Annotated in this window: 19 protein-coding genes and 2 tRNA genes; 12 read left to right on the top strand and 9 right to left on the bottom strand. The window is 71.1% G+C overall.

Going from position 1 to position 20485, the window contains the following annotated elements; genetic code table 11:
* From ACWEKM_RS15040 to ACWEKM_RS15030, 3 genes are all read left to right on the top strand, one after another.
* Nucleotides 1–1057 (top strand): AIM24 family protein (locus ACWEKM_RS15040; RefSeq protein WP_451621591.1); only part of this gene is annotated, 1057 nt, incomplete at its 5' end.
* An 11-nt stretch (nt 1058–1068) separates the two neighbouring features.
* Nucleotides 1069–1749, top strand: a complete 681-nt coding sequence (locus ACWEKM_RS15035) for an AIM24 family protein (protein ID WP_451621590.1) — start codon at nt 1069–1071, stop codon at nt 1747–1749.
* 18 nt (nt 1750–1767) lie between these two features.
* On the top strand, nt 1768–2523 hold the full coding sequence (locus ACWEKM_RS15030; protein WP_451621589.1) for an AIM24 family protein: 756 nt from the start codon (nt 1768–1770) through the stop codon (nt 2521–2523).
* 149 nt (nt 2524–2672) lie between these two features.
* Here ACWEKM_RS15030 and ACWEKM_RS15025 read toward each other — a convergent pair whose 3' ends face one another.
* Nucleotides 2673–3194, bottom strand: coding sequence for an NUDIX hydrolase (locus ACWEKM_RS15025; protein ID WP_451621588.1), 522 nt, complete (start codon nt 3192–3194; stop codon nt 2673–2675).
* Nucleotides 3191–4660 (bottom strand): zinc-dependent metalloprotease, encoded by a 1470-nt coding sequence (locus ACWEKM_RS15020; RefSeq protein WP_451621587.1) that lies wholly within the window; start codon nt 4658–4660, stop codon nt 3191–3193. Before ACWEKM_RS15020 ends, ACWEKM_RS15025 begins: the two co-directional genes overlap by 4 nt.
* A gap of 196 nt (nt 4661–4856) precedes the next feature.
* Here ACWEKM_RS15020 and ACWEKM_RS15015 point away from each other — a divergent pair, with 196 nt between their 5' ends.
* The 4 genes from ACWEKM_RS15015 (at nt 4857) to ACWEKM_RS15000 (ending at nt 8007) form a co-directional block, all read left to right on the top strand.
* Nucleotides 4857–5969 (top strand): SDR family oxidoreductase, encoded by a 1113-nt coding sequence (locus tag ACWEKM_RS15015; protein WP_451621586.1) that lies wholly within the window; start codon nt 4857–4859, stop codon nt 5967–5969.
* Nucleotides 5970–6095: 126 nt separating this feature from the next.
* A complete protein-coding gene (locus ACWEKM_RS15010) occupies nt 6096–6554 on the top strand; it encodes a molybdenum cofactor biosynthesis protein MoaE (RefSeq protein WP_451621585.1) in 459 nt (152 codons plus the stop codon).
* 131 nt (nt 6555–6685) lie between these two features.
* Entirely contained in the window at nt 6686–6850 is a 165-nt protein-coding gene (locus tag ACWEKM_RS15005) for a hypothetical protein (protein WP_451621584.1), read from the top strand.
* Nucleotides 6851–6909: 59 nt separating this feature from the next.
* Nucleotides 6910–8007 carry a YlbL family protein gene (locus ACWEKM_RS15000; protein WP_451621583.1) on the top strand — a complete coding sequence of 366 codons (1098 nt, stop codon included), beginning with the start codon at nt 6910–6912 and terminating at the stop codon, nt 8005–8007.
* A 188-nt stretch (nt 8008–8195) separates the two neighbouring features.
* On the opposite strand, the gene ACWEKM_RS14995 is transcribed toward ACWEKM_RS15000, so the two are convergent.
* A complete protein-coding gene (locus ACWEKM_RS14995) occupies nt 8196–8738 on the bottom strand; it encodes a PPA1309 family protein (protein WP_451621582.1) in 543 nt (180 codons plus the stop codon).
* A 175-nt stretch (nt 8739–8913) separates the two neighbouring features.
* Here ACWEKM_RS14995 and ACWEKM_RS14990 point away from each other — a divergent pair, with 175 nt between their 5' ends.
* The 4 genes from ACWEKM_RS14990 to ACWEKM_RS14975 all read left to right on the top strand — a co-directional run bounded on the left by ACWEKM_RS14990 (nt 8914) and on the right by ACWEKM_RS14975 (nt 14438).
* Nucleotides 8914–11871 (top strand): UPF0182 family membrane protein, encoded by a 2958-nt coding sequence (locus tag ACWEKM_RS14990; RefSeq protein ID WP_451621598.1) that lies wholly within the window; start codon nt 8914–8916, stop codon nt 11869–11871.
* Between the two features lie 40 nt (nt 11872–11911).
* Nucleotides 11912–11985 (top strand) — tRNA-Met (locus ACWEKM_RS14985).
* 216 nt (nt 11986–12201) lie between these two features.
* Complete coding sequence (locus ACWEKM_RS14980; RefSeq protein WP_451621581.1) at nt 12202–14061, top strand: tetratricopeptide repeat protein; 1860 nt, start codon at nt 12202–12204, stop codon at nt 14059–14061.
* A gap of 303 nt (nt 14062–14364) precedes the next feature.
* Nucleotides 14365–14438 (top strand) — tRNA-Met (locus ACWEKM_RS14975).
* A gap of 162 nt (nt 14439–14600) precedes the next feature.
* Here ACWEKM_RS14975 and ACWEKM_RS14970 read toward each other — a convergent pair.
* The 3 genes from ACWEKM_RS14970 to hisN all read right to left on the bottom strand — a co-directional run bounded on the left by ACWEKM_RS14970 (nt 14601) and on the right by hisN (nt 16727).
* Nucleotides 14601–15017 (bottom strand): Fur family transcriptional regulator, encoded by a 417-nt coding sequence (locus ACWEKM_RS14970; RefSeq protein ID WP_451621580.1) that lies wholly within the window; start codon nt 15015–15017, stop codon nt 14601–14603.
* Between the two features lie 247 nt (nt 15018–15264).
* Nucleotides 15265–15657 carry a CBS domain-containing protein gene (locus ACWEKM_RS14965; RefSeq protein ID WP_451621579.1) on the bottom strand — a complete coding sequence of 131 codons (393 nt, stop codon included), beginning with the start codon at nt 15655–15657 and terminating at the stop codon, nt 15265–15267.
* Between the two features lie 269 nt (nt 15658–15926).
* Nucleotides 15927–16727: a histidinol-phosphatase gene (hisN, locus tag ACWEKM_RS14960; RefSeq protein WP_451621578.1), complete on the bottom strand. Its 801-nt coding sequence runs from the start codon at nt 16725–16727 to the stop codon at nt 15927–15929.
* 245 nt (nt 16728–16972) lie between these two features.
* Here hisN and ACWEKM_RS14955 point away from each other — a divergent pair, with 245 nt between their 5' ends.
* On the top strand, nt 16973–17578 hold the full coding sequence (locus tag ACWEKM_RS14955) for a TetR/AcrR family transcriptional regulator (RefSeq protein ID WP_451621577.1): 606 nt from the start codon (nt 16973–16975) through the stop codon (nt 17576–17578).
* Between the two features lie 64 nt (nt 17579–17642).
* Here the strand turns inward: ACWEKM_RS14955 and ACWEKM_RS14950 are convergent, their stop codons facing one another.
* The 3 genes from ACWEKM_RS14950 to aroA form a co-directional block, all read right to left on the bottom strand.
* Nucleotides 17643–17966, bottom strand: coding sequence for a DMT family transporter (locus ACWEKM_RS14950; RefSeq protein WP_451621576.1), 324 nt, complete (start codon nt 17964–17966; stop codon nt 17643–17645).
* Between the two features lie 76 nt (nt 17967–18042).
* Nucleotides 18043–19053: a ribosome small subunit-dependent GTPase A gene (rsgA, locus tag ACWEKM_RS14945; protein ID WP_451621575.1), complete on the bottom strand. Its 1011-nt coding sequence runs from the start codon at nt 19051–19053 to the stop codon at nt 18043–18045.
* A 16-nt stretch (nt 19054–19069) separates the two neighbouring features.
* On the bottom strand, nt 19070–20386 hold the full coding sequence (gene aroA / locus ACWEKM_RS14940; RefSeq protein WP_451621574.1) for a 3-phosphoshikimate 1-carboxyvinyltransferase: 1317 nt from the start codon (nt 20384–20386) through the stop codon (nt 19070–19072).
* Between the last annotated feature and the right edge of the window lie 99 nt (nt 20387–20485).

The following is a 20485-nucleotide window of genomic DNA, read 5'->3' as shown; positions in this document are numbered from 1 at the left end:
CGCCCCGGCGCCGGCTCCCGCTCCGCAGGGCTTCGCGCCCCCGCCCGGCGGCACGCCGCCCGCGCCCCCCGCCCCGGCCCCCGCGCCCAACGTGCACGCCGCGCCCACCCTCATCGCCCCCCAGGGCACGCCCCCCGGCGGCACGGTGCCGCCCCCGGACCCGGCCCCCGCCCCCTACGGCCAGCCGCAGCCGTCGTACGGCGGCCCGCCCCCCGCCCCGAGCGCCCCCCTGCCCCCCGGATACGGCCAGCCCCCGGCCCCGCAGGCCCCGGCCCCGCCGCCCGGCTACGGACAGCCGACCCCGCCCCCGGGCTACGGCCAGCAGCCGCCGTTCGGACAGGTCCCCGGCCAGCAGGCCACCAGCTACGGTGTGCCGCAGGGCGCGCCCCAGGGCGGCGTCGGCGTGACCGCGGCGCTGCAGCAGTTCAAGGAGACGCCCACCGGACAGCGCTGGACCCAGCAGAACAGCAAGCTCATCCGGGTCGACCTCGGCGTCGGCGGCCAGCCCGTGCTGGCCCGGCAGGGCAGCATGGTGCTCTACCAGGGCAAGGTCGATTTCAGCTACAAGGGCGCGGGCGTCATGGGCCGGATCGTGGGCAACGCCACCGGCCAGGAGATGCAGCTGATGCGCTGTACCGGCCAGGGCCAGGTGTTCCTCGCCGAGGAGGCCACGCATCTGCACCCCGTGGAACTCCAGGGCGACGCGATCTGCGTCTCGTCCGAGAGCGTCCTCGCCTTCGACGAAAGCCTCCAGTACGAGGTCCGCCGCATCGAGGGACACGGCATCCCCGGAGGCGCCCTGTTCACGATGCAGTTCCAGGGGACCGGCACCGTCGTCGTCAAGACGCACGGCACGCCCGTCGTCCTGCCCGTCACGCCCACCACGTTCGCCGACTGCAACGCGATCGTCGCCTGGTCGGCCGCCTCCCAGGTGATCGTCTCCAGCCAGGTCCGCATGCGCCGCAACGCGTACCCGGGCGACACCGGCGAGAGCATCAACCTGCAGTTCCGGGGGGCACCCGGCAACTTCATCGTCGTCCAGCCGTACGAGGTCTGAGGGAGCCCGTCATGAACCAGCCACTCGCGGGCTACGCCCCCGCACCGGTCACCGCCCGCATGGAGAACCACGGTGACCACATGCTGAAGGTCGCCATGCAGACCGGGAACGACCTCCTCGCGCGCGTGGGGTCCATGGTCGCCTACGAAGGCTTCGTCCAGTACGAGCCCAACCCGCCGGCCGTCCGCCAGATCGCCCGCGACTGGGTCACCGGCGAGGGCGCCCCCCTGATGAAGTGCTCCGGCGACGGCCTGCTCTACCTCGCCGACTATGGTGCGAACGTCGTCGTGATCAACCTCAACGGCGACGGCATCTCCGTCAACGCCACCAACCTGCTCGCCTTTGACGCCCAGCTGTCCTGGGGTGTGGAGCGGGTCAAGGGGCTCGCGAAGTTCGCCGGGCAGGGCCTGTGGAACACCAAGATCTCCGGGCAGGGCTGGGTCGCTCTGACCTCCCGGGGCAAGCCGATCGTCGTCGATTGCGGCGGCGGCGAGGACGAGACGTATGTCGACCCGGACGCGCTCGTCGCGTGGTCCCCGAACCTCAAGGTGAAGGGCAAGCGCAGCTTCAAGGCGCAGTCGCTGATCGGCCGCGGCAGCGGCGAGGCATACCAAATGGCCTTCTCCGGTCAGGGCATCGTCGTCGTCCAGCCCAGCGAGGACAGCACCGACCGCCTCCGGGTCCGGGGCTGAGGGGGAGCCAGAGTAACCATGCAGAGCCCGCTTTTCGCCTACAACGACCAGCAGACCCAGGAGCGCTGGAGCCTGCAGAACAAGCAGCTGCTCCGCGTCGCGCTGCAGGGCCACGACGACATCCTCGCCCGGAAGGGCACCATGGTCGCCTACCAGGGCCTCGTCGAGTTCGACGCCGAGTACCAGAGCGGCGGCCAGGCACACGCGCGTGCGTACACCGGGGAGGGCCTGGACCTGATGCGCTGCCACGGGCAGGGCACGGTCTATTTCGCCAACCTCGCCCAGTACGTGCATGTGGTGGACGTCGAGCAGGAGGGCCTGACGGTCGACAGCAGCTATGTCCTCGCCATGGACTCCTCGCTGCACCACGAGGTCGTCGCCGTCGACAGTCAGTACGGCATCTCGGGGTCCGGGAAGTACCAGCTCAACATCACCGGCCACGGCAAGGTCGCCCTGATGACCTCGGGTGTGCCGTTGATGATGCAGGTGACGCCCGACAGGTACGTCAACTGCGACGCCGACGCGATCGTCGCCTGGTCCACGGGCCTGCGCGTCCAGATGCAGGCGCAGACGCACTCCTCCGGCGTGTGGCGGCGCCGCGGCAACACCGGTGAGGGCTGGGAGCTGAGCTTCATGGGCACGGGTTACGCGCTCGTCCAGCCCAGCGAGCTGCTGCCGCCGCAGAACGCCACGATCGGCCAGGGCCTCGCCGCGCAGTACGGCATGGGGCAGCACGGGGCGCGGAGTCAGAACCAGGGGAACGCCTGGAGCTGAGCCGCAGCGAGCAAGCTGTAAGGGGCGACCACCCGGGGCGGTTTCCAGGGGGCGCCCCTTGCACGTCGGTCGCCCCTGTGCCGGTCACCCAGTCCATCGGGATGACGCCAGATCGCCAAGTAGTCGTCAGGTCGCCAAGTCGTCAGGTCTCAGAGTCTGGCGCGCGTCGCGTCCAGCAGCCGTACGACCGACTCGTCCGCCACCCGCGGTACCTCGTCGTAGGCGAACCAGCGCAGGTCGAGCGACTCGTCGCTGATCTCCTGGACCGCTCCGGGAGGAGCCACGACCGCGTACTGCACGTCGAAGTGCCAGCGGCACGGAGCCGGGATCGGATGCCGGTCCAGGCGCACCGGGCCACCCGGGAGCAGGGTCAGCCCCGGGACGCCCGACTCCTCCGTGGCCTCGCGGACCGCCGCGGCCTGCACGGAGACGTCCCCCGGTTCGCAGTGCCCGCCCAGCTGCAGCCACATCCGCAGCTTCTTGTGCAGGGTGAGCAGCACCCGGCCGTGTGCCGGGTCGACGACCAGGGCGCTCGCCGTGAGGTGCCCGGCCGCGCATGCCTTCCACATGCCGTCCGGGTGCGCCGCGAGATGGTCCAGATATGCCTGGCGCAGCTCTTCCTGGCCCTCGTACCCCTTCAGGACGAGGACCGCGTCGTCGTACAGGCTCACTCGGTGCCGTCGCCCTTGGCGTCGTCGGCGTCGTCACCTTTGGCGTCGTCGCTCGCGTCGTCCTTCTTCAGGTTCGGTTTCTCGCCGGGGCCGTCGGCCGCCTCGCCGAGCATCTTGTCCAGCTCGGAGAAGTCCAGCTGCTCGCGGTGGACAAAACCGTCCGGGTCGTCCAGGTCGGTGGCCGTCGGCAGCATGTCCGGGTGGGCCCACAGGGCGTCCCGGCCGTCGACACCGCGCGCGTCCGTGAGGGAGGCCCACAGCCGGGAGGCATCGCGCAGCCGGCGGGGCCGCAGCTCCAGGCCGATCAGCGTGGCGAACGTCTGCTCGGCCGGGCCGCCCGTGGCACGGCGGCGGCGCAGCGTCTCACGCAGGGCGTCGGCGGACGACAGACGCGGCTTCGCGGCCGCGTGGACCACCGCGTCCACCCAGCCCTCGACAAGCGCCAGAGCCGTCTCCAGACGCGCCAGGGCGGCCTTCTGCTCGGGCGAGTCCTCCGGCTGGAACATGCCCTGCTGGAGCGCGTCCTGCAACTGCTCCGGGTTCTGCGGGTCGAACTGGCCGACCACGTCCTCCAGCTTGGCCGTGTCGACCTTGATCCCGCGCGCGTAGCCGTCGACCGCGCCGAACAGGTGCGAGCGCAGCCACGGCACATGCGCGAACAGACGCTGGTGGGCGGCCTCGCGCAGGGCGAGGTAGAGCCGCACCTCGTCCTTCGGCACGCCCAGGTCCTTGCCGAACGCCTCGATGTTCAGCGGCAGCAGCGCGGCCCGGCCGGCCGGACCGAGCGGCAGGCCGATGTCGGTGGAGCCGACGACCTCGCCGGCGAGCACGCCGACGGCCTGCCCGATCTGCGTGCCGAACATGGCGCCGCCCATCGAGCGCATCATGCCGATCAGCGGGCCCGCCATGGCCTGCATCTCCTCCGGCAGGACATCGCCCATGGCCGCGCCGACGCGCTCGGCGACCGGGTCGACCAGCGCCTTCCAGGCCGGAAGGGTGGCCTCGACCCACTCCGCACGGCTCCACGCCACCGCGGAACCCGCGCCGGACGGCAGGGACGTCGCGTCGTCCAGCCACAGATCGGCCAGCCGCACCGCCTCCTGGACCGCGGAGCGCTCGGCGGGGCCGACGCTCGCGTCCTTGACGCCGTCCGGGGTGCCCTGCGAGACCGTCTGGCGGGCGATCTGCTTGGCCATGTCCCAGTTCACCGGGCCGCCCTCGTAGGAGAGCATCTGGCCCAATTGCTGGAAGGCGGCGCCCAGATCGGTGGGGTTCAGCGAACCGAACATGGCAGCGAGCGGATTGTCGGCGTCCGGGCCGCCGAAGCCGCCGGCTCCGGGCTGCCCGAAACCGAACGGGTTGGCCGGTCCCTGCCCACCACCGCCCTGCTGGTCCTTCTTCTTGCCCTCGTCGCCGTTCTCCGGCTCCTCCGGCGGAAGGCCGAATCCGAATGGGGTGTCACTCACGGGGTTCCTCGGCTGGTGATCAGGCCGCCGGTTTCTCTCCGACGGCGCGGTTGCCCGACAACACCACCCAGCGTAGACACCAAGACCCGATCGGGCCTCGGTGCTTCGCCGACTCTCGGCCTGCGGCAGGATGGATGCCACCTGGTACGTACGCGTCCTACGCGCGCATACTGAAGACAACCGCTGGAGACGCCTGGTGAGTTCCCCAGATCCGCAGGTTCGCGCAGCGCGAAACCACGCAACCCGCCCCGCCGTGCGCGGGCCCGTCGTCGCGGTCACGGGCGCCGCGACCGGGGTCGGCGCGCTGCTCACGGCGCGGCTCGCCGCGTCCGAGGAGGTCAAGCAGGTCGTCGCGATCGACGAACGGCGCGGCGAGTGCGCGGCGGCCCGGTGGCACATCCTCGACGTACGGGATCCGGCCATCGCGGACCGGCTGCGCGGCGCGGACGTGGTCGTGCACCTCGCGCTCGACCTGGACCTGGAGACCGACGCGGCGGCCCGGACGGCGTACAACGTGCGCGGCACGCAGACGGTGCTGACCGCGGCCGCGGCGGCCGGTGTGCACCGGGTCGTGCTGTGCACCTCCGCGATGGTGTACGGGGCCCTGCCGGACAACGAGCTGCCTCTGTCGGAGGACGCGGAGCTGCGGGCGACCGCCGAGGCGACTGGGGTGGGCGACCTGCTGGAGATCGAGCGGCTGGCCCGGCGGGCGCCGCGGGCGCATCCCGGGCTCAATGTCACCGTGGTGCGGCCCGCCGTTCTGGTCGGCGGCACCGACACCGCGCTGACCAGGTACTTCGAGTCGCCGCGGCTGCTCGTGGTGGCCGGGTCACGGCCCGCCTGGCAGTTCTGCCACGTCGAGGACCTGTGCGGCGCCCTGGAGTACGCCGTCCTGGAGAAGGTCGACGGGGAACTGGCCGTGGGCTGCGACGGCTGGCTGGAGCAGGAGGAGGTCGAGGAGCTGAGCGGGATCCGGCGGATGGAACTGCCGTCGGCGGTCGCCCTGGGGGCGGCGGCCCGGCTGCACCGGATCGGGCTCACTCCGTCGCCGGCCGGGGACCTGGCCTACACGATGTATCCCTGGGTGGTCAGCGGGAGCCGGCTGCACGACGCCGGGTGGCGGCCGCAGTGGACCAACGAGGAGGTTCTGGCGGAGCTGCTGGACGAGGTCTCCGGGCGGCACACCGTGGCCGGACGGCGGCTGGGCCGCAAGGACGCGACCGCGGCGGGGGCCGCGGGAGCGACGGTCGCCCTGCTGGGCGCGGCGGCCGTGGTACGGCGGGCGCGGAAGGCGCGGCGGCGGATCTGAGACGGGTCCTGGCCTCCTGGGGAAGCCCGGCGGATCGTGCCTTCGCAGGAGGCTCCGTACGCGTACGCGCGCGTGACGGTGAACGTGCTGTTCCGAGATCTCCGTGCGGTGCGGCACGATGGCCCCATGGCACCCATCAACGGTCACCCCGGTGAGCAGGCGGCTCAGGACCCGATCAAGCTGATCGGCGTCCGCCGGACCGCGCTCGGTGTGGACGAGGTGTTCCAGGCCGTGGGCGACGCCGCGGCGGGCGGCGTCGTGCTGTTCGTGGGGACCGTGCGCAACCACGACGGGGGCGCGGACGTCGACCGGCTCGGGTACTCGTGCCACCCCAGCGCCGAGGCCGAGATGCGCCGGATCGCCGAGAAGGTCGTTGCGGAGTATCCGGTGCGGGCCCTGGCCGCCGTGCACCGGGTGGGGGATCTCGGTGTCGGGGACCTCGCCGTCGTGGTCGCGGTGGCGTGTCCGCACCGGGCGGAGGCGTTCGAGGCATGCCGGAAGCTGATCGACGACCTCAAGCACGAGGTGCCCATCTGGAAGCACCAGACCTTCTCCGACGGCACCGAGGAGTGGGTGGGGGCGTAGTCCCCAGGGCGGGCCGGGCCCGCCGAGCCGTTCCGGTTGCGTAACCGCACCCCTGCCCTGAGCGTTGTCAGTGCGCATGGTTAATCTGCTGATCAGTCAGTTGCGGACGCTCATGGGGTTGGGAGGTCGGCATGGCGGTGCTCGCCTGGTTGCTGATTCCGTTTATCTCCGCCATAGGCGCGGGTCTGTGGGGTAGTTGGGCCAACCGGACCCGGAAGGCCCGTAGCGACGGTCCCGAGCTGGACGGCTATGCGCGGTTCTGTGCGGCGATGGAGAAGCCGCACTCCGTTCCGTGAGACCCCGGTCGGAGGTGCCCTGACGGTGCGCTGACAGACTCGTCCCGTAGTGTCGAAGCATGCCACGCCGCACCGCGACGATGCTCGCCACCACCCTGATGCTGATCGCGTTCCTGTGTGCGGGTGTGCTGCTGCCCGTCCCGTACTCGGAGATGTCCCCGGGACCGACGGTCAACACCCTCGGGGAGCACGACGGCGAGCCGGTGTTGCAGATCTCCGGTCACAAGACGTACCCGGCCACCGGGCACCTCAACATGACCACGGTCCGGGTCACCAGCGCCGACTACAAGATGAACCTGGTCGAGGCCGTCTACGGCTGGCTGGCGCACGACGACAAGGTCGTGCCGCACGACACGCTCTACCCGGACGGCAAGACCGAGGAGCAGTCCACCCAGGAGAACGCCGAGGAGTTCAGCGAGTCCCAGGAGAGCGCCAAGGTCGCCGCCCTGAAGGAGCTGGACGTCCCGGTGAAGTCCTGGGTGATCGTCTCCACCGTCGTCAAGGACTCCCCGGCCCAGGGCCGGCTGCACGCCGGTGACGTCATCAAGGCCGTGGACGGCACGCCCGTGCGGCAGCCGTCCGACGTCGCGAAGCTGGTGACCAGGCACAAGCCCGGCCAGGACGTCGTCTTCACGGTCATCCCGGCCAAGGAGCAGGCCGCCGCCGAGAAGGAGAAACGGACGCCGACCGGCGCCCAGGACGTGACGATCACCACGAAGACGTCCGACGACAGCGGGGCCAAGCGGGCCATCGTGGGGATCTCCGCCGGGACCGACCACACCTTCCCGTTCACCATCGACATCAAGCTCGCCGATGTCGGCGGGCCCAGCGCCGGTCTGATGTTCGCGCTCGGCATCTACGACAAACTCACCCCGGGCAGCCTCACCGGCGGCAAGTTTGTCGCCGGCACCGGCACGATCGACGACAGCGGCAAGGTCGGGCCGATCGGCGGCATCGAGATGAAGACCGTCGGCGCGCGGAACAAGGGCGCTCAGTACTTCCTGACGCCCGCCGACAACTGCGCCGCCGCGGCCGAGGACATCCCGAGCGGGCTGACCCTCGTCAAGGTCAAGACCATGAAGGACGCCCTGGGCGCCCTCGACGACATCCGCAACGGGGACACGGCCGCCCTGCCGAAGTGCACGACCAAGGGCTGAGGAGCTGAGGAACCGGCACACGCGCGTGGCCGGGACCGAGGCGTTCGGCCGGGACCGAGGCGCCCGGCCAGAAGGAGAGCCCGGCCAGAAGGAGAGCCCGGCCGAAAGGAGTGTCCGGCCAGAAGGAGCGTCCGGCGCCGGACGGGGCGTCCGGCGCGCGGGACCCAGCGGCGGACCGCCGACGCGGGTCAGCCCTCGAACGTCGACGTCAGCGCAGCCGCCAGGCCCGGCACCAGGTCGGGCCCGGTGAGCACCTCCGTCGGCGTGTCCTTGTCACGCAGCCGCAGGGCCGACTCCCGGGTGCCGTCGCGCAGCACCGCGACCGTCATCCGGACCTCCTGGCGCTCGGGGTGGTCCGCCACCCACTTGGTCAGCCTCGCCCCGTCCAGCCCCTGCGGGACCTGGGCCTCGGCGGACGGCGGCAGCATCAGACGCTCCACCGTGAGCGCGCAGCCGGCCACGGCGTCGGGCCAGGCGATGGTGCCGAGGAACTCGTCGAGCGGCTTGCCCGCGGGGATCTCGTCCTGCTCGATCGGGGTGAGGCCGGTGGCCGCCGGCTCTTCCGGCAGGTCGAGCTGGGCCGCGAGCGCGGGTTCCTCGGCCCGCAGCCGCGCGGTGTCGACGAGGGCGAAGAGGCGAGCGGGCTGGTCCCAGCCGAGGCCGGAGGCGTACTCGTCGATCTCGAGCACGGCCCGGGTGAGCGGGTTCGCTGCCATGGGAGTGTTGGGCATGGTCACAATCCTGCCTTGTTCATAGCCGGAATCGGGAACCGAGTAAACGGTGAGTAAGTTGCATAGGTGTGGGCCCACGATCTGCGGGCCCACCGGACGGTCCGCGAACTCGGGGGCCTGACGCAACGACAGCGAACCAACACCGAACTTCGAGGTGCGCACCTTGGCTTTCCAGATGCCGGACCGCGGCGGAGGCCCGACGGGGCCACGGATCAGAGCGGGCCGCCCGTCCCGGCGCGTCCGGACCCTGCTCATGACACTGGGCGTCCTTGCCGTCCTCGGCATGGCGTTCACCATGTTCGCGGGCTTCTGGACGGACTGGCTGTGGTACCGGTCGGTGCACTACTCTTCCGTGTTCACCACCACACTGTGGACCAAGATCGGACTGTTCGCCGTCTTCGGTCTGCTGATGGCGCTCGCGGTGGGCTTCAACATCTGGCTCGCACACCGGCTGCGGCCCCCGCTCAGCGCCATGTCCATGGAACAGCAGAGCCTCGACCGCTACCGGATGGGCGTCGCGCCCTTCAAGAAGTGGCTCCTGCTCGGCATCACCGCCCTGGTGGGCCTGATCGCCGGCGCCTCCGCGGCGAGCCAGTGGCGTATCTGGCTGATGTGGGTCAACGGCGTGCCCTTCCACGAGAAGGACCCGCAGTTCCACCTCGACGTCTCCTTCTACGCCTTCGATCTGCCCTGGTACCGCTTCCTGCTGGGCTTCGGCTTCGCCGCCACGATCCTGTCCGCGATCGCTGCCGCGCTCACCCACTACCTGTACGGCGGGCTGCGGGTGACCAGCCCGGGCGCGCGTGCCACCGCGGCGGCCACCGGGCATCTGTCGGTGCTGATCGGCATCTTCGTCGCCCTGAAGGCGGTCGCCTACTGGCTCGACCGGTACGGACTGGCCGTGAAGTCCAGCGACTTCAAGGCCACCGGCAACTGGACGGGCCTCAGATACGTCGACGCGAACGCCTATCTGCCGGCGAAGACGATCCTGTTCTGCATCGCGGCCATCTGCGCGCTGCTGTTCTTCGCCACGCTGTGGCGGCGCACCTGGCAGCTGCCCGTCATCGGCTTCGGCCTGATGGTCCTCTCGGCGATCCTCATCGGCGGCCTGTACCCGGCGATCGTCCAGAAGTTCCAGGTCCAGCCCAACGAGCAGGCCAAGGAAGCCCCGTACGTCCAGAAGAACCTCAAGGCGACCCGCGAGGCATACGGCATCGACGACACCAAGGTCACCGAGTACGAGGGCAAGAGCACCACCACGGACAAGACGAAACTGCGGGACGACGTCAACTCCGCGGCGAGCATCCGGATCATGGACCCGAACATCGTCTCGCCGACGTTCCAGCAGCTCCAGCAGATGCGGAACTACTACGCGTTCCCGACCAACCTGGACGTCGACCGGTACGCCAAGGACGGCAAGGACCAGGACACCGTCATCGGTCTGCGCGAGCTGAACCTGGACGGCATCCCGAAGAACAACTGGATCAACGACCACTTCCGTTACACCCATGGATACGGCATGGTCGCCGCCAAGGGCACCGAGGCGGACTCCGAGGGACGCCCGGTCTTCACCGAGTACAACCTGCCGTCCAAGGGTGACCTGGGCACCTACGAGCAGCGGATCTACTACGGCGAGAAGACCAGCACGTACTCGATCGTCGGCGGTCCCCAGAAGGAGATCGACTACTCCGACGACAACGGCGAGAAGACCACCAGCTACCGGGGCAAGAGCGGGGTCAGCCTCGCCAACCCGATCAACCGCGCCGCCTACGCGGTGGCGTTCAACGAGCCGCAGATCCTCTACTCCGGCGCGATCGGCGACGGTTCGCGGATCCTGTACAACCGCACGCCCAAGGAGCGCGTCGAGGCGGTGGCGCCCTGGCTGACGATCGACGGCGACGCCTACCCGGCGGTCGTGAAGGGCCGTATCCAGTGGGTCGTCGACGCGTACACGACGACGAACGGCTATCCCTACTCCTCGCGTACGACCCTCGGTGACACGACGGCCGACTCGCTGACCGCGACGAACAACTCGCGCGCGGTGGTGGCCCAGCAGAACCAGGTCAACTACATCCGCAACTCGGTGAAGGCGACCGTCGACGCGTACACCGGCGAGGTCAAGCTCTATGAGTGGGACACCAAGGACCCGGTCCTGAAGACCTGGATGAAGGCGTTCCCCGGCACGGTGCACCCCAAGTCGGACATCTCGGCCGATCTGATGTCGCATCTCCGCTACCCGCAGGATCTGTTCAAGGTGCAGCGGGAGTTGCTCACCCGCTACCACGTGACGGACGCGCAGACGTTCCTGACCGGCAGCGAGGTGTGGCAGGTGCCGGACGACCCGACCAACAAGTCGGGCAACGCGGTGCCGCCGTACTACCTGAGCATGCGGATGCCCGATCAGACATCGCAGTCGTTCTCGCTGTCGACGACGTTCACGCCCAACGGCCGCGACAACCTCAGCGCGTTCATGTCGGTCGATGCCGAGGCGGGCACCGGCGACTACGGCAAGATCAGACTCCTGAAACTGCCGACGAGCACGACGGTCGACGGGCCCAAACAGGTGCAGAGCCAGTTCAACTCGGAACAGGAGATCGCCTCGGCCATCAAGCTGCTCGAAGGCGGCAGCTCCCAGGTCGAGTACGGCAACCTGCTGACCGTGCCGCTCGACGGCGGACTGATGTATGTGGAGCCGGTCTATGTACGTGGTGGTGGACTCAAGTACCCACTCCTGCGGAAGGTGTTGGTGACCTACGAGGGCAGAACCGCCTTCGAGAACACTCTCGACAAGGCGCTGGACGTGGTGTTCGGGGCCAAGGCGTCGACCCGTCCGCCGTCGGACACCGGCACCGGCACCGAGAATCCACCGCCGACGTCCGGTGATCCCACGGTCCAGCAGGCGCTGAAGGATGCGCAGAAGGCATTCGACGCCGGCCAGGAGGCCATGAAGAACAACGACTGGGCGGCCTACGGCACGGCGCAGAAGGACCTCCAGGACGCGCTGCAGCGGGCCGAGGAGGCGCAGGCCAAGGCCGACCGCGCGAGCGGCGGCAAGAACGGCGACGACCAGGGCGGCGGCAGTCCGAGTCCGAGCGGCAGTCCGAGTCCCGGTGACGGCCAGAGCAGCGGCTGATCAAGAACACCCCGTGCCGTGGTAAGGTTACTGAACACGGCGCGGGGTGGAGCAGCTCGGTAGCTCGCTGGGCTCATAACCCAGAGGTCGCAGGTTCAAATCCTGTCCCCGCTACTGAAGTCGAAGGCCCGGATCCTCCAGGGGATCCGGGCCTTCGGCGTGTGTGGACGCACGGCGAACGCATGTGCCGATGTGTGGGGCGCCGTGCCATCACAGGGACTTGGGAGATGTGTGTTTGGGTTGTCTCTCTGTGGGCATGTCGACAAAACGCTGAAGTGACCTCACGGGCTGCGGTATACCGGGTGTACCCAGGTTGTAGGTGGTGCGACGATGGACGTTATGGGGGACAAGGCAAGTCTGTTGGAGACAGGGCGTTTTGCGCAGCCTGCCGACTTTGGGCAGGCTGCCGACCTCATGCGGCCCACCGATCTTGTGCGGCCCACCGACCGTGACGAGGCCGGCGAGGCCGCCGAGGAGGTGCGCCTTCGGCTCGCCGCGGAGGCGGGCGACGTCGAGGCGATGAGCGTCCTCGGGGCCATGCTGCTGCGCCGCGGTGATCTCGACGGAGCCGAACCCCAGTTGCGTGCCGCCACCGCCGCGGGCGATCGCGCCGCCGCCAACAACCTCGGGGTCCTTCTGCACCAGCGCGGATACGCCGATGAGGCCGCCGGCTGGTGGCGGATCGCCGCCGTCGCCGGTTCGCCGGCCGCCGCGCACGCGCTCGGCCGCCACCACCGTGAGCGCGGCGACGAACCCGCCGCCGAGTACTGGCTGCGCCAGTCCGCCGAACAGGGCCATGTGCTGGGCGCGTACGCGCTCGCCGATCTGCTGGAACACCGCGGTGTGGACGGCGTCGAGCGGTGGCTGCGGGCCGCCGCCGAGCGGGGGCACCGCGAGGCGGCGTACCGGCTGGCGCGGATGCTGGACCGCGCCGCGGGAGCCGAGGGGGACACCGGGTCCGGCGGTGCTGCCGGGACGTCCGGGGCGGGGGAGGCCGAGCAGTGGTACCGGCAGGCCGCCGCGCGCGGGCACCGCCGGGCCGCGCTCCAACTCGGGGTGATCCTGGAGAAGCGGGGCGAACTGAAGGAGGCCGGGCGCTGGTATCTGACCTCGGCCAAGGACGGCGAGGCGCGGGCCGCCTGCGCGCTCGGATTCCTGCTGCGGGACGCCGGGGACACCGAGAGCGCGGCCGTGTGGTGGCTGCGGGCCGCGCAGGACGGCGACGGCAACGCGGCGAACGCGCTGGGCGCGCTGTACGCCGAGCGCGGCCAGCCGCAGACCGCCGAACGGTGGTATCGGGCCGCGTTGGACGCCGGGGACGACAATGGCGCGTTCAACCTCGGGCTGCTCAGCGCCGAGCAGGGGCGGATCGGGCAGGCCGAGCAGTGGTACCGGCGGGCCGCTTACGCCGGACACCGGGAGGCGGCGAACGCGCTGGCGATCCTGCTGCTGCAGAGCGGCGACGCGACCGGCGCGGAGCCGTGGTTCTCCAAGGCGGCGGAGGCGGGCAGCGTGGACGCCGCGTTCAACCTGGGGATCCTGTACGCCGGGCGGGGCGAGGAGCGGGTGGCGCTGCGCTGCTACGAGCGGGCGGCGGCGGCCGGGCACATGGAGGCGGCGTTGCAGGTCGGGATCGCCCGGCTGCGGGAGGGGGACGAGCGGCAGGCGGAGCGGCATCTGCGGTGTGCGGCGGGGGCCGGCAGCGCGGAGGCGGCGTACCGGCTGGCCGCTCTGCTCGACGCGCGGCGGCCCGCACGGCCCGCGCACGAGCTGGGGGAGTCGGTGCACGAGAAGACCGAGTGCGAGGAGTGGTACGAGCGGGCGGCCGGACAGGGGCACCGGCGCGCGCAGGTGCGGGTCGGGATGCTGGCCGCGGCGCGGGGCGATGTCGTGGAGGCGGCGCGGTGGTACCGGGAGGCGGCCGAGGCCGGGTCCCGGAACGGGGCGTTCAACCTCGGGTTGCTGCTGGCCCGCGAGGGGAGCGAGCCGGAGGCCGCGGTGTGGTGGACGCGGGCCGCCGACGCCGGGCACGGCCGGGCGGCACTGCGGCTCGCCCTCGTCTACGCCCGCCGCGGAGAGCTGGTCGAGGGCCGGCGGTGGGCCGACCGCGCGGTGACGCTGGGCCCCGCGGAGGTCACCGAGCGCGCGACCCGACTGAGGGACGCCCTGAGCGAAGAACTCTCGGCGTAACCCGGGCCGGGGCCGAGGCCCGACGCCTGCGGTCGGCTACGGGTGCGTGCCGACCGCAGGGAGTCCACCGGCCAGGGACCCGGCGGGGGCGTACCGGCCGTGACGCAGGCGCAGACGTGGAGGGAGGCGCAGGGGGCGGGCCGGGCCGCTCGGCGTGCGGGCGGACGCGGCGGATCGAAGCGGTGTCGGGAGGTTCCGTGCCGCGAGGGTGCCGTGGCCGCAGGGCCTGGGCATCGCACTCGGACGAGGCGGGTAATCGATTTGCCTCTTGGGTCACCGCTCACGTAATGTTGCGTTCACCGACGCGGGGTGGAGCAGCTCGGTAGCTCGCTGGGCTCATAACCCAGAGGTCGCAGGTTCAAATCCTGTCCCCGCTACTGAAACCGAGGGCCGGAGTCCAGGCAAGGGACTCCGGCCCTCGGCGTGTACCGGGACTCACGAGCCGGAAGTATTCCGGGTTGCGGCGACCACTGGAACTCAAGCCGCCCAGTTGATACCAGGGTTCGCTGGTCGTCGTCAGGTGGGTGCGGGGGCCGTGGCTAGGCGTTCGCGCAGTCCGGGCACACTCCGCGGTAGGTCACCTCGACGTCCGAGACCGTGAAGCCGAAGCGCTCCGAGTCGGGGAGGTCGGCGAGCGGGTTCCCGTTCGGGTGGACGTCGCGGATCGCGCCGCAGCGGGCGCACACCAGGTGGTGGTGCGGCCGGTGGGCGTTCGGGTCGTAGCGCTTGGCCCGCTTGTCGGTGGCGACCTCCAGCACCTCGCCGAGCGAGACCAGTTCCCCGAGGGTGTTGTAGACGGTCGCGCGGGAGATCTCGGGCAGCCGGGTGACGGCCCGGGTGTGAACCTCGTCGGCCGTGAGATGGACGTGCTCGCCGTCCAGGACCTCGGCCACGACGCGCCGCTGCGCGGTCATCCGCCATCCGCGTCCGCGCAGCCGTTCCAGAAGGTCACTCATGCAGTCCAGCCTAACAGTTAAGAGGACCAGGTCCCGAACGAGTGTCACTTTAGATCGTCGATCTAATTGGACAATGTCCATTATGGGATCGGGTCGGGACTTGGTCAGGCGGCTTCGGCGGGCGGCTGGAGGTCGCGGTCCAGGCCCTGCTTGGCTGATCACCGGCATGGGACCGTTTGTCGTTGCGCGGGCCGGGTCTCCCGGGTACGGGGGTTCCGGTACGGGAGTTCCGGCCCGTTGGTATGTCTCAGGCCGGCACCCGCTGCCGTAGCGGAGTCCAGCAGCGGAGGATGTCGCGGACCGAGACGATGCCCGTCGGCTCGCCATGGTCCAGGACGATCAGATGGCGGAAGCCGCCGTGCGCCATCGCGCGGGCCGCCTCCTCCAGGGTCCAGGTCGGGGTGGCGAACACGACGTCGTTGGTGGTGTGTGCGTGGGTGCGTTCCGTGTCCGGGTTCTGGCCCAGGCCCACGGAATTGAGGATGTCGCGCTCGGTGAGGATGCCGATGCCGCCGGCGTCGGGGTCCAGGACGATGGCGGCGCCCACGCGGCGGGCGGACATCAGGGCGGCGGCTTGGCGGAGGGTGTGTGCGGGGCCGACGGTGAGGACCACCGTGCTCATGGCGTCGCGAACGAGCATGGGATGGAGCCACCTCCTAGGGAGAATCCTCCGGTGGAATCCGGACCGACCAACCGAGCGACGCGGCGACCTGGTGACCTGGCGACCAAGGGGCCGACCGGATGATCGGCAGATCGGCAGATCGATGGATCGGCGGCACGTCGGCGGATCGATAGTTCATGGATTCACAAATTCACAAATGGGGGGACTCTCAGAGTCGCAGGCAAAGCGCGAGTCAACAAGGGGGCGTGTGCAGCTGACCGAGGGCGTGCGCAGGCACCTCGTTCTTCTCAGTAGCGCTGGTTGAGATACCCCAGCAACTCGTCGTGGAGCAGTCCGTTGGACGCGGCGGCGTTGCCGCTGTGCGGGCCCGGGCGGCCGTCGACGCCCGTGAACGTGCCGCCGGCCTCCGTGACGACGATCGCCGTCGCCGCCATGTCCCAGAGGGACAGCTCGGGTTCGGCGCAGATGTCCACCGACCCCTCGGCGACCATCATGTAGGGCCAGAAGTCGCCGTACGCGCGCGTGCGCCACACCGCGCGGGTGAGATCCAGGAAGCCGTCGAGTCGGCCCTGCTCCTCCCAGCCGGACAGCGAGGAGTACGCGAAGGACGCGTCCGCCAGCCCGGAGACGCGGGAGACGTGGATGCGGGACGCGGAGGCCAGGCTGCGGCCGGTGAAGGCGCCGTGGCCCTTGGCGGCCCACCAACGGCGGCCCAGGGCCGGGGCGGAGACCACACCGACGACGGGCTGGTAGCCGCCCTCGCCCGCTTCCATCAGCGAGATCAGGGTGGCCCAGACGGGCACGCCCCGTACGTAGTTCTTGGTGCCGTCGATCGGGTCGATCACCCAGCGGCGGGGGCCGGAGCCCTCGATGCCGTACTCCTCGCCGAGGACCGCGTCCCGGGGCCGGGCGCGCTGGAGCTGGCCGCGGATCAACTCCTCGGCGGCCTTGTCCGCCTCGCTCACCGGGGTCATGTCCGGCTTGGTCTCCACCTTGAGGTCGAGGGCCTTGAAGCGGGACGTCGTCGCGGCGTCGGCCGCGTCCGCGAGGACGTGGGCGAGGCGGAGGTCGTCGAGGTAGTCGGGCATGTGGTGCACCGTATCCGGCCCGGTCGCGGCGCGGCCAGTGGGGGCCGCGCACGCGGGCGCCGTCAGCCGCGCACCCGCCTCGGCCGAGACGTGGCACACCCGCCTCGGCCGAGGCGTGGCACACACCTGTTCCTGGGTGGTGCACCGGCTTGTTGCCGGGGGATGCACCCGCTACGCGAACCCTTGACAGCGCAGGGGGGCGCGTCAAATCTGGGCGCAGAGCCGCTCACCCCAGGGAGGCGACGATGCCTGCTGCCCGGGAATCCCTGCTGGACGCCGCCTACACCGCGCTCGCGCGGCGGCCGTGGTCCGCCGTGCGGATGGTGGACGTGGCCGCGGCGGCCGGGGTGTCCCGGCAGACCCTCTACAACGAGTTCGGAGGCAAGGAAGGGCTCGCCCGGGCGCTCGTGCGCCGGGAGGCCGACGGCTATCTCGCCGGGATCGAGCGGGCCCTGTCCGGCGGTGTCGAACCGCGCGAGCGGCTCACCGCCACCGCCGAGTGGACCGCCGCCGTCGCCCGCGACAACCCGATCGTGCGCGCCATGCTCACCGGCTGCTGGAGCGAGCGGCTGCCCGCGCCGACGCTGTCCGCCGTGCCGTCCTCCTCCGCGGTGCCGGCGCAGCGCCGTGCGGACGGGCCGCTGCCGTCGCCCGGCGACTTTGTGCAGATGGTGCGGGACCGGGCGCTGGCGGCCCTGACCGGGCCGGGCGCCGTGCGGGCGGTCAGCGCCGAACTGGCCCGCTCCTGCGAACTGGTGGCGCGGCTCGCGCTCTCCTGCGTGGCCGCGCCGCCCGCGAAGGGCGGGATCGCCGAGCTGGTACGGGACGCGCTGCACCGCCAACCGGTGTGAACCACCCCGCCGGACCGTACGGCCAGTGGCGGTCAACCACAGGACTGGCGGCGGCCAGTGGCGGCTAGTGGGCCGAGCCCGACAGTTGGAGGCCGATCACGCCGATGATGACCAGGCTGATCGAGACGATCTTCAGCGTCGACACCAGGTCGCCCAGGAAGACCATGCCGTAGATCGCGGTGCCGGCGGCGCCGATGCCGGTCCACACGGCGTAGGCGGGGCCCACGTCCAGCTTCTTCAGGGAGAGGGTCAGCAGGCCGAAACTGCCGAGGGCGAAGCTGGCGAACGCGATGGTCGGCCACAGCCGGGTGAAACCGTGCGACAGCTTCAGGCAGACCGCGAAGCCGGTTTCGAGCAATCCGGCCACGACGACCAGCAGCCACGCCATGTGCTGTCCTCCCGTAAGTCCGGCTCGGTGCGATTATGCACTTGCCAGGCCCGTGCCCCCGCAAACACCACTGAGGTCAGTCGCCGTCCCTGCGTTCCCTTGTGGCCAGCAACCGGCGCAAAGAGTACAGGCGTGCCGGGTCCGCGTGTCCCTCGGCCACCCATTCCTCCAGCGCGCAGTCCGGTTCGTCGTGGCTGCAGGCGCGCGGGCAGCCCGCGGTGCCGGGCTCCAGGTCCGGGAAGGCGTGGATCACGCGGGACGGGTCGATGTGGGCGAGGCCGAAGGAGCGCACGCCCGGGGTGTCGATGACCCAGCCGTCCGCGTCGCCCAGCGGCAGCGCGAGCGCCGACGTGGTGGTGTGCCGGCCGCGGCCCGTCACCGCGTTGACATGCCCCGTCGTACGCCGGCGGTCCTCCGGGACCAGCGCGTTGACCAGCGTCGTCTTGCCGACCCCGGAGTGGCCCACGAACGCGGTGACCTTGTTTGCCAGTTGCTCCCGCACCCGGTCGGCCGCGCCGCTGTCCGCCAACTCCTGGCGGCTGGTGACCACGTGCGGGATGTCCAGGTCGCCGTACAGCTCCAGGAGTTTGTCGGGCGAGGCCAGGTCCGACTTGGTCAGCACCAGCAGCGGCTCGAGTCCGCCGTCATAGGCCGCGACCAGGCAGCGGTCGATCAGCCGGGGGCGGGGCTCGGGGTCGGCGAGGGCGGTGACGATGGCGAGCTGATCGGCGTTGGCGACGACCACCCGCTCGTACGGGTCGTCGTCGTCCGCGGTACGGCGCAGCACCGATGTCCGCTCCTCGATGCGGACGATCCGCGCGAGGGTGTCCTTCCGGCCGGTCAGATCACCGACCAGTGCCACCCGGTCGCCCACGACGGCCGCCTTGCGGCCCAGCTCGCGAGCCTTCATCGCGAGGATCGTACGGCCCTCGACAAGGCAGGTCAGCCGGCCCCGGTCCACGGTGAGGACCATGCCCTCGGCGGCGTCCTCGTGCTTGGGCCGGATGTTCGTGCGGGGCCGGTTGCCCTTGCGGTTGGGGCGGGTGCGGATGTCGTCCTCGTCCGTGTGCTTGCCGTAGCGGCGCATGATCCCGGTCCGCCCGTCAGTTCCCGAGCATCCCGGCCCACAGTTCGGGAAAGTCGGGCAGGGTCTTGGCGGTGGTCGCCACGTTCTCGATCCGCACGCCCGCGACCGCGAGGCCGATGACGGCGCCGGCCGTCGCCATGCGGTGGTCCTCGTACGTGTGGAAGGTCCCGCCGTGCAGCGCGCGCGGGCGGATGTGCAGGCCGTCGGCGGTCTCGGTCACGTCACCGCCCAGCTCGTTGATCTCCTTGGTGAGCGCGGCCAGCCGGTCCGTCTCGTGCAGCCGCAGATGGGACACGCCGCGCAGGGTCGACGGGGAGTCCGCGAGCGCGGCCACCGCGGCGATGCCCGGGGTCAGCTCGCCCACGTCGCCCAGGTCCACGTCGATGCCGTGGATCGCGCCGGAGCCGGTGAACTCCAGGCCGTACTCGGTCAGCGTGCAGGAGCCGCCCATCTCGGTGAAGATCTCGCGCAGTCGGTCACCCGGCTGGGTCGTGCGCGCCGGCCAGTCCGGGACGAGCACTTTGCCGCCGGTGATCAGGGCCGCGGCCAGGAACGGCTGGGCGTTCGACAGGTCCGGCTCGATGGTCAGGTCACGGCCCAGCAGGGCGCCCGGAGTGACCCGCCAGACGTTCGGCTCGCCGCCCGACTCCGGGGTGTCCACCTGGGCGCCGACCGCGCGCAGCATGTCGACGGTCATCCGGATGTGCGGCATGGAGGGCAGCGAGGCGCCGGTGTGGCGGACCTCGACGCCCTGGTTGAACCGGGGCGCGGACAGCAGCAGCGCCGAGACGAACTGGGACGACGAGGAGGCGTCGATCGAGACCGGACCGCCCTTCAGCGCGCCGCTGCCGTGCACGGTCAGCGGCAGCGCGCCACGGCCGTCGTCGTCGATCCGGGCGCCCAGCTCGCGCAGGGCGTCGATCACGCCGTGCAGGGGGCGCTCGTACGACCTGGGGTCGCCGTCGAAGCGGACCGGGCCGTCGGCCAGCGCGGCGACGGGCGGCAGGAAGCGCATGACGGTGCCGGCGTTGCCGACGTCGGCCGAGGCCGGGCCGTGCAGGCCCGTGGGCAGCACCCGCCATGCCTCGCCGGAGCCGTCCGGGCCGACCCCTTCCTCGATGCCGACGCCCATGGCGCGCAGGGCGCCCGCCATCAGCAGCGTGTCGCGAGAGCGCAGCGGGCGGCGCAGCCAGCCCGGTTCGGAGGCGAGGGCGGCGAGGACGAGGGCACGGTTGGTGACGGATTTGGACCCGGGCACGTGGACCGTCGCGTCGACGGCTCCGCTCGCGTGCGGGGCGGGCCAGAGGGCGGTGGGTGCGTCATTCGGGGCCATGGCCCCACTTTAGTGGGCGGGGGTGGTGGGAGGCGGGCGCGTGCGGAGGGGCTGCGTCGTCGGGTACGGGGGCGTATGCGGGTGCGGGTGCGTGGGGGC

It is taken from the genome of Streptomyces sp. NPDC004752, from assembly GCF_053601275.1.
Note: the sequence above shows the minus strand (reverse complement) of the source record. Positions and strands in the feature narration are given on the sequence as shown.